Annotated in this window: 7 protein-coding genes and 1 pseudogene; 1 reads left to right on the top strand and 7 read right to left on the bottom strand. The window is 63.5% G+C overall.

The annotated features are described in order from the left end of the window. Positions 1 to 114 precede the first annotated feature (114 nt). The 3 genes and pseudogenes from AC07OV_RS29945 to AC07OV_RS29955 all read right to left on the bottom strand — a co-directional run bounded on the left by AC07OV_RS29945 (position 115) and on the right by AC07OV_RS29955 (position 2,471). Positions 115 to 684: a methyl-accepting chemotaxis protein gene (locus tag AC07OV_RS29945; RefSeq protein WP_371319317.1), complete on the bottom strand. Its 570-nt coding sequence runs from the start codon at positions 682 to 684 to the stop codon at positions 115 to 117. Continuing rightward, positions 658 to 1,479, bottom strand: a pseudogene (locus tag AC07OV_RS29950) (PAS domain-containing protein); the annotation flags it as partial. The gene AC07OV_RS29945 and the pseudogene AC07OV_RS29950, both read right to left, overlap by 27 nt. Before the next feature lie 122 nt (positions 1,480 to 1,601). Further along, complete coding sequence (locus tag AC07OV_RS29955; RefSeq protein ID WP_495093566.1) at positions 1,602 to 2,471, bottom strand: LysR family transcriptional regulator; 870 nt, start codon at positions 2,469 to 2,471, stop codon at positions 1,602 to 1,604. 96 nt (positions 2,472 to 2,567) lie between these two features. Here AC07OV_RS29955 and gstA point away from each other — a divergent pair, with 96 nt between their 5' ends. Continuing rightward, positions 2,568 to 3,170: a glutathione transferase GstA gene (gstA, locus tag AC07OV_RS29960; RefSeq protein WP_495093567.1), complete on the top strand. Its 603-nt coding sequence runs from the start codon at positions 2,568 to 2,570 to the stop codon at positions 3,168 to 3,170. A gap of 95 nt (positions 3,171 to 3,265) precedes the next feature. On the opposite strand, the gene AC07OV_RS29965 is transcribed toward gstA, so the two are convergent. Genes AC07OV_RS29965 through AC07OV_RS29980 form a run of 4 tightly spaced genes read right to left on the bottom strand, consistent with a single transcriptional unit; the run spans position 3,266 to position 7,597 of the window. Further along, positions 3,266 to 4,654 (bottom strand): aromatic amino acid lyase, encoded by a 1,389-nt coding sequence (locus tag AC07OV_RS29965; RefSeq protein ID WP_495093568.1) that lies wholly within the window; start codon positions 4,652 to 4,654, stop codon positions 3,266 to 3,268. Continuing rightward, positions 4,651 to 5,655, bottom strand: a complete 1,005-nt coding sequence (locus AC07OV_RS29970) for an ornithine cyclodeaminase family protein (protein WP_495093569.1) — start codon at positions 5,653 to 5,655, stop codon at positions 4,651 to 4,653. Before AC07OV_RS29970 ends, AC07OV_RS29965 begins: the two co-directional genes overlap by 4 nt. Before the next feature lie 2 nt (positions 5,656 to 5,657). Beyond that, positions 5,658 to 6,584, bottom strand: coding sequence for an aliphatic sulfonate ABC transporter substrate-binding protein (locus AC07OV_RS29975; RefSeq protein ID WP_495093570.1), 927 nt, complete (start codon positions 6,582 to 6,584; stop codon positions 5,658 to 5,660). Further along, positions 6,584 to 7,597: an ABC transporter substrate-binding protein gene (locus tag AC07OV_RS29980; protein WP_495093571.1), complete on the bottom strand. Its 1,014-nt coding sequence runs from the start codon at positions 7,595 to 7,597 to the stop codon at positions 6,584 to 6,586. Before AC07OV_RS29980 ends, AC07OV_RS29975 begins: the two co-directional genes overlap by 1 nt. Between the last annotated feature and the right edge of the window lie 109 nt (positions 7,598 to 7,706).

The following is a 7,706-nucleotide window of genomic DNA, read 5'->3' on the forward strand; positions in this document are numbered from 1 at the left end:
GATGAGGCCCTTGAGTTCGATGTTGATCTCAGGGACGCCATCGCCGGCAAGCCGGCTCCTACAGGTATGGGTTACGCAGTCGCCGGTATGGGTTGTTTCAGTTGCAGAGTGGCGTTATTGCAGTTGCAACGTCGAATTGAACTGACTGATCGCATCCACCACATGCCGTGACCCTTCCTGAATCTCCAGGATCACCTGCCCCGCCTCATTCGCCAGTTCCACCCCCAGCCCCGTGCGGCTCAAGCTCGACTGCATGCTCGACACCGCGCTCACGGACAGGTCGTGGTTCTTGCGCACCACATCCACAATCTCCACCGTTGCCTGGCTGGTCCGTGCCGCGAGGCTGCGCACTTCGTCGGCCACCACCGCAAACCCACGCCCGTGTTCACCGGCACGCGCCGCTTCAATCGCCGCGTTAAGCGCGAGCATGTTGGTCTGCTCGGCGATGCTGCGGATGGTCTGCACGATGGCGCCGATGATGTCCGACTGCTTGCTCACGGCATCGATGCTTTGCGCGGCTTGGTTCAGGTCGTGGGAAATTTCTTCGATGATCTGCACCGTTTGCTGCACCACCTCCGAGCCTTTGCGTGCGCAGGCGTCATTTTGTACCGAGGTGGCATGTGCCGAATCCGCCGCGGTGCGCAGGGTGGTGACCTGATCGGTGATGTCACTGGCGAACTTCACCACCTTGTACAACCGGCCGTTGGTGTCGAAGATCGGGTTGTAGGACGCTTCCAGGAACAGCGTCTTGCCGTACTTGTTTTTGCGCTCGAAACGATGGGAGTGATATTCGCCGCGGTTGAGCGAGGCCCAAAACGCCTTGTACGAAGGCGAATCCACCTCGCTGCGGTGGCAGAACATGCTGTGGTGCTGGCCGATGATTTCTTCACGCGAGTACTGCACGGTGCGCAGGAAGTTGTCGTTGGCGTTGATGATCTGGCCCTGGGGGGTGAACTCGATCACCGCCATCGAGCGACTGATAGCGTCGATCAGGCTCTGGTTTTCGTGTTCATGATGGACCCGCGCGGAAATATCCGACGCCACCTTGATCACGCTCTGTACCTGGTTCTGGCTATCGAGCACCGGCATGTAGCTGGCCTCCAACCACACCTCCTGGCCACGCTTGTTCAAGCGCATGAAGGTGCCGCTGAGGGCCTCGCCCCGCGCCAGGTCGCGCCATAGCTTGGCGTAGGCCTCGGTGTGGGTGTAGGCCTCTTCGCAGAAGACCCGATGATGTTTGCCGCGAATCTCCTCCACGGTGTAGCCCATGGCTTTGCAGAAGTTATCGTTGGCATCGAGAATCACGCCATTGCGGTCAAACTCGATCATCGCCATGGAACGGCTGATGGCGGCGAGTTTGGCGTTGGCTTCAGTGAGGGCACAGGAGAAACGTTCGATTTCTTGCAGGTCGGATTTGTGATGGCGGTTGAACATGTTCAGATCACCCTTGATTCCCGGCGCCTGGAAGGCGCATTCCATTCATAAGTTGGATAGAGCTGGCAAACCTTTCATGGGGAACAAACCAACCGAATCGCTTTATATGGCAAGCGTCATCACGGTTCAGGGTGAGCATAGACAGGGCTTGGCGCTATGCAAGGTCACTAGTCAGCCAGCATTTTTAACAATGCGCTGACCGCAGCGGAGGCCGGGCGGGTTGGGGAACCGACCAGGGCAAATTCGCGGTGCATCGGTACCGTCAACGGCATGACACGCAGGCCATTTCGCTGGGCCGGCAAGGCCATTTCGGGCACCAGTGTCACGCCGACGCCTTCGCGCACCAGGCTGAAGGCACTGTTGAACTCACGCACTTCCACACGGATATCACGCAGGCTCAGCCCGGCTGCGGCCCCCAGGCTGCGGGCGTTGGCGGTGCAACCACCGGTGGCCAGCACGAACGGTTGCTCCAGCAACTCCTCCAGCGACACCGTCGCGTCTGCCGGGCGCAGCGCCAACGGATGCTCGGCCGGCAGCACCGCCATCCAGAAATCGCGCCCCAGTACCGTGGCCTTGCGCTCGGGCTTGGGGTTGAGCACCACGCCCAGGTCGATCAGGTCCGCGTCCAACAAGGTGTGCACTTCGCTGTCGGTGACATCCAGGGTGGTGACCTCGATACCGGGGTTCAACTGACGGAAGCGCTGCAGCAGCGGTGTCAAAAATGTCGCCAGCACCATGGGAAAACTCGCGATACGAATGCTCCCACGCAGCAGCGGGCGGGCTTCATCGACGGTGGTACGAATCGCCTGCAACGCCCCGAGCATGACCCGCGCCTGTTCGATCACACTCAAGCCCAAGGCTGTGGGCAAGGTCTTGCGCGGCTCACGGGTAAACAATTGCGCACCCAGGGTCGCCTCCATGCCGGCCATGGCCTGGCTGGCGGCGGACTGGGTCATGCCCACGTGCTCGGCGGCGGCGGTGATGCTGCCGTGGTCGGCCACGGCCACCAGCAGGCGCCAGTGCATCAGGTTCATCATGGCAGTAGCTGTCCTTATGGCGGGGCTCTGAAGGTTTAATTTTACGCAAGGTGTCATGCCCGTGAGACTGGCGCAAATCCAAAGGAGTCGCCCCAGATGAAACTGTATTTCTTCCCCCACGCCTGCTCCCTCGCCCCGCATATCGTGCTGCGCGAATTGGCGCTGCCGTTCGAGCTGGTACGGGTGGACAACCAGACCAAAACCACCGCCAATGGCGAGAACTTCCTGCAGATCAACCCCAAGGGCTACGTGGCGGCGCTGCAACTGGACAATGGCCAGGTGCTGACCGAAGCCAGCGCGATCCTGCAATACCTGGCCGACCAGAAAACCGAAGCGGGCCTGGCCCCGGCCAATGGTAGTTGGGAGCGCGTGCGCTTGCAGGAATGGCTGAACTTTATCGCCAGCGAAATCCACGGCGGCCTGGCGATCTTCTTCAATGGCGCGATCCAGGGCGACGTGCGCGCCATGTTCCTCGCCACCTTGCACAAGCGTTTCGCGATTCTGGTGCAGACGCTTGAGCGCCAGGATTACCTGCTGGAGTCCGGGTATTCGGTGGCGGATGCCTACCTGTTCGTGGTGCTGCGCTGGGCGGCGTTTCACGATATTGACCTGCAGGAATGGCCGGCGCTGGCGGCGTTTCAACAGCGCATCAGCGAGCGGCCAGCGGTGGTAACCGCATTGGCCACCGAAGCCGCCTGACCTCACCCACCTACCTGTAGGAGCCGGCTTGCCGGCGATGGCTTCCCTGAGTTCAACATTGAATTCAAGGGCCTCATCGCCGGCAAGCCGGGCTCCTACAAGGGGAAGGGGGCGGTTTGGAGGAAGGCGCTCAGGGCCAGCACGTCCACCGAGCCGGAGCGGTCCTGGTCCAGGTGCGCCACGTGGCGGCGCACCGCCTCATGGACCTGCCGCACGCCCTGCCCCAATTGCAGCGGGCCACGCAGGTCCACGGCCTGCGCGGCGACGATCAGCTCGATGCTCGCCAGCCACAGCACCCGCTCGGTCAAACGGCGGGTCTTGTCGACCACCGCCAGCGCTTGCCCGGCGTAATCTTCCACGCGATCGGCCACTGGCACACTCACCGCCGGCAACGGGTTGGCCAAGTGCCCGATCTCGGCGACCAGCGCCGAGCTGGTGCGTTGCAAAGCCGCCATCCCGACATGCCCCGGCTGGGTGATCAAAAACCGTGGCAAGTCGCTGGACGCAGGCGATAACAACTTGGCAATGCGTTCAGCACTGCAAGCGGCGACCCGACTCAGCGCCAGCCCCACGCCTTCGGCCGCCAGCGCCAGATGGGTGCTGTCAAAATTCGCCGTGGCCAGTACCAACGCCTCTTCGCTGATCAACGCCGGGTTATCCGCACCGCTGCGCAGTTCCAACTCGACCAGATCATGCAGCTGTTGCGACGCCTGCTGCGCGGCGCCCTGTACCACCGTGGCACAGCGAAAGCTCAACGGGTCCTGCAAGCGGCGTGGGCCATCGGCCAACTCACCGCCCGCCAGCAGCTGTAGCAGCGCCGCCGATTGTTCGGCCTGCCCCGGCGCCGCTCGCAAGCGCGACGCCCACGGTTGGAACGGGCTGAGGTTGGCCCGATAGCCTTCGCACGAAAGCGCCAGCGCCGCCAGCAACGCATCCAGCACCTGCTGCGCTTCGGCCACCAGCAAGGCGCCCAGGCCGACACTCGCGGCATTCGCCGACACCAGCGCCAGGCCGTCCTTGCCGGTCAACGGCACCGACAACGCCAGGCTCAGATGGGCCAGGGGCGCCAGGTCACTCTCGCCCAACGAGCCGAGCAACGGCACCGCAGGCTCGACCCCGGTATTGAGCAGCGCCAGCAACGCATCCGCTGCCCCAGGTGAAATGCCTGAACGGCCCTGGGCCAACCCCGCCAAACGCGCGGCTGTGATCGCGCGCACTTCCTGCCGGTTGGCCAGGCGCCCCACGCCCACCGCCCGACCCAGGGGAATATTCGCCTGCACAGGCGCGACCGGCGTATCCACCGCCGCGCCGAGGCCAGTGGTCAGGCCATAAATCGGTGTGCCTTCGGCGGCCAGTTTCAGCAGCAGTGCGTGGCCTTCCTCGATGCGCTGACGCGCTCCAGCGCTGAAGTCGGCCGGTGCATCCTGCCGGGCAATCGCCAATAAATCCGCGAGCGCCAGGCCTTGGGGATCCAGCTCAATCATGCCCAGCGCAACCGCTGGCCAATCCCCAGGCGCTTGGCTTTTTCCAGCAGGGCGTGGCCCAGGGCGATATCGCTGAGGCTCAGCCCGCGGTGCCAGAACAGGATGGTTTCTTCAGGGTTTTCCCGGCCGTTTTTCAAGCCGGCAACGATCTGCCCCAGCTCGGCATGCAGGGTGTCGGCACTGAGTTTCCCCGCGTCGACATGGGCACGCAGCGAACCGAAAAGGCCGCCTTTGCACTGGCCCCAATCATCGACCACCAACTTGCTCATGATGTCGGTGAGCGACAGTTCCACCGCGCTCATGGTGCCGTAAGGCACGACAAACGCCCCGGGTTTGATCCAGTTGGTGCGCAGCAACGGCTCGGGCTGATCCAGGCGCGAGGCCTCGACCACGATGTCGGCGCCACGCACGGTGCTTTCCCAATCCTCGGTGACGATCACCGGTTTGCCCAAGTCCTGGCGCAGGCGCTCGGCGAAGGCTTCGCGGCTTTCGCTGCGGCGCGAATGCACGCGGATTTCATCGAAGTCAAACAGGTGATCCAGCAAGCGCACGTTCCAGTACGCCGTGCCACGGGCACCGATATGCGCCAGCACTTTGCTGTCGGGCCGGGCCAGGTATTTGGCACCGATGGCGGTGACCGCGCCGGTGCGCATATCGGTGATGGCCGAAGCATCGAGGATCGCCTTGGGAATGCCGGTGGCCGGGTCCAGCAGGTTGAGGATCGCCAGTTCCGAGGGCAGGCCCTTGCGGTAGTTGTCGACGAAATCCCCCACCACTTTCACGCCGGCGTAGCCGATGTCGCCGCCGAGCACGCCGCGCAGTACGTTGAAGTGGCCGTTGATCTCGCCGCCGGGAATCAAGTGGGTGCGCGGCTCGATCACCGCCTCGCCCCGGCCCTGGATCGCCAGGCTGGCTTCGATGGCGGTGAGAATTTCGTCGTTGGAGAGGCCCAGTTCATCGATGTCGAGGCCGTTGAGAAAGTCGATGTAGATCGGTTGCATGATTAAGGGGCCTTGAAGACGATTTGCTGCACATCGACCTTTTTCGGGATCAGGCCGTTGGCAAAGAACAGGTCGGCGGTGCGTTGCTGGTTGGCGACGTCGACGGCTTGCAGCGGGCGGATCGGCGCGGGCGAGCGGTGTTCGAAGTAGCTGCGCACGACGGCCGGTGGCAGGCCCAGGGTCTTGGCCATCAGGGCGATGCTGTCGTCGGGCTGGTCCAGGGACAGGCGCTGCGCCTTGGCCAGGGTCTGGATGATGGTGGCAACCACCTGCGGGTGCTGTTGTGCAAACGGATGGTTGATCACAAAGAAACTGCCGGCCGGGTTGAGGCCCTGGCCATCGCCCAGCACACGGGCGGAACCGTCGACCACGGCGGCCGAGTAGTACGGGTCCCACACCACCCACGCGTCGACCTTGCCCTGCTCGAACGCGGCGCGCCCATCGGACGGTGACAGGTACACCACGTTCACGTCTTTCCATTGCAAACCGGCGCGCAGCAGGCTTTTCAAGAACAGGTTGTGGGCACTGGAACCCTTGAGCAGCGCGACGCGCTTGCCCTTGAGTTCGGCCACGCTCTGGATCGTGCTGGCCTTGGGCACCAGCACTGCTTCGGTCTTGCCTTCATTGGGCTCAACGGCGAAGTACTGCAGATCAATGCCAGCCGCCTGGGCAAAGATCGGCGGGATGTCGCCGATATTGCCGATGTCCAGGCTGCCGCCGTTCAACGCCTCGATCAGCGGCGGGCCGCCGAGAAACTCGATCCACTGCACCTGGGTGCCGGGCAGCGCTGCTTCAAAGAGCTTGTGCTCACGGGCCAGCACCATGCTCACCGAGCTTTTCTGGTAGCCGATGCGCAAGGTGGCCGGGTCGGCCGCCAGCACGTGACCGGCGACCAGCGATAAAACGGCTGCAACGAGAACCTTGAGCATCAGAGCGCCCCCTTGACCTTGGCCGCCACGTCCGCCGGCACCCATTGCTGCCAGACTTGCGGTTGCTCCTTGAGGAACGTCAACGCCACCTGGCGCGGTTGCTCACGCTTCTCGCTCATCTGTGCGAGGGTGCCGTTGAGCAGGTCGATCGGCAGGTCGACTTTCTCGAAGAACGTCACCAACTCCGGGTACTGCGCCTTGAACGGCGCCGACACGCCAATCGCCAAATGCGCGGGCAACGAACGGGTGCCGATGGGGTGCGGATTGTGGGCGTCGGCCAGGGTTTTCCAGGCCTCGGCGTTGAACGGCGGCTCTTCCAGCTTGATCAGCTTGAAGCGGCCGAGCAGCGGCGTCGGCGACCAGTAGTAGAACAACACCGGCTTGCCGCGACGGATCGACGACGCCACCTCGGCGTCCAGCGCCGCGCCGGAACCGGTGCGGAAGTTGACGAAGGTGTCGGTCAGGCCATACGCCTTGAGCTTCTGGCTGTTGACGATCTCCGAGGTCCAGCCGGTGGGGCTGTTGAGGAAGCGCCCTTTGCTGGGGTCTTCGGGGTCACGGAACACGTCTTTGTAGCGCGCCAGGTCGGCCACCGATTTCAGCTCGGGCGCCAGCGGTTTGATACCCCGTTCGGCATCGCCCTTGATCACGTACTCGGGCACCCACCAGCCTTCGGTGGCGCCTTTGACCGTGTCGCCCAGGCCGAACACCTTGCCTTCACTTTCGGCCTTGACCCACGCCGGACTGCGCCCGGCCCACTCTTCGCCGATCACCTGAATGTCGTCCTTGGCCAGGGCGGCTTCCAGGCTCACGGTGCTGCCGGGCAAGGTGTCGGTGGGCAGGCCGTAGCCTTTCTCGACGATCACGCGCAACACTTCGGTGATGAGGCTGCCGCTTTCCCAGGTGACGTCACCGAAGTGGATCGGCTTGACCGCGTCGGCGGCGGGCGCGTGTTGGGCCACCAGGGCCAGTGCCAGTAGTGAGCCACCGAGCAGGTGTTTGATCTTTTTCATGCAGAACCTCGTGGTGATTCGGATGAGTAATACGGTGCATTGGATGACGCCATCGCCGGCAAGCCGGCTCCTACAGATCAACCCCACCCCGTAGGAGCCAGCTTGCCGG

This window comes from Pseudomonas sp. GW821-FHT09A09 (genome assembly GCF_059418405.1).

Bases quoted from the DNA above. Each gene is read 5' to 3' on its own strand.
- AC07OV_RS29955 (WP_495093566.1), bottom strand. From the start codon at position 2,471: ATGATGAACCTGATGCACTGGCGCCTGCTGGTGGCCGTGGCCGACCAC.
- gstA (WP_495093567.1), top strand. From the start codon at position 2,568: ATGAAACTGTATTTCTTCCCCCACGCCTGCTCCCTCGCCCCGCATATC.
- AC07OV_RS29965 (WP_495093568.1), bottom strand. From the start codon at position 4,654: ATGATTGAGCTGGATCCCCAAGGCCTGGCGCTCGCGGATTTATTGGCG.
- AC07OV_RS29970 (WP_495093569.1), bottom strand. From the start codon at position 5,655: ATGCAACCGATCTACATCGACTTTCTCAACGGCCTCGACATCGATGAA.
- AC07OV_RS29975 (WP_495093570.1), bottom strand. From the start codon at position 6,584: ATGCTCAAGGTTCTCGTTGCAGCCGTTTTATCGCTGGTCGCCGGTCAC.
- AC07OV_RS29980 (WP_495093571.1), bottom strand. From the start codon at position 7,597: ATGAAAAAGATCAAACACCTGCTCGGTGGCTCACTACTGGCACTGGCC.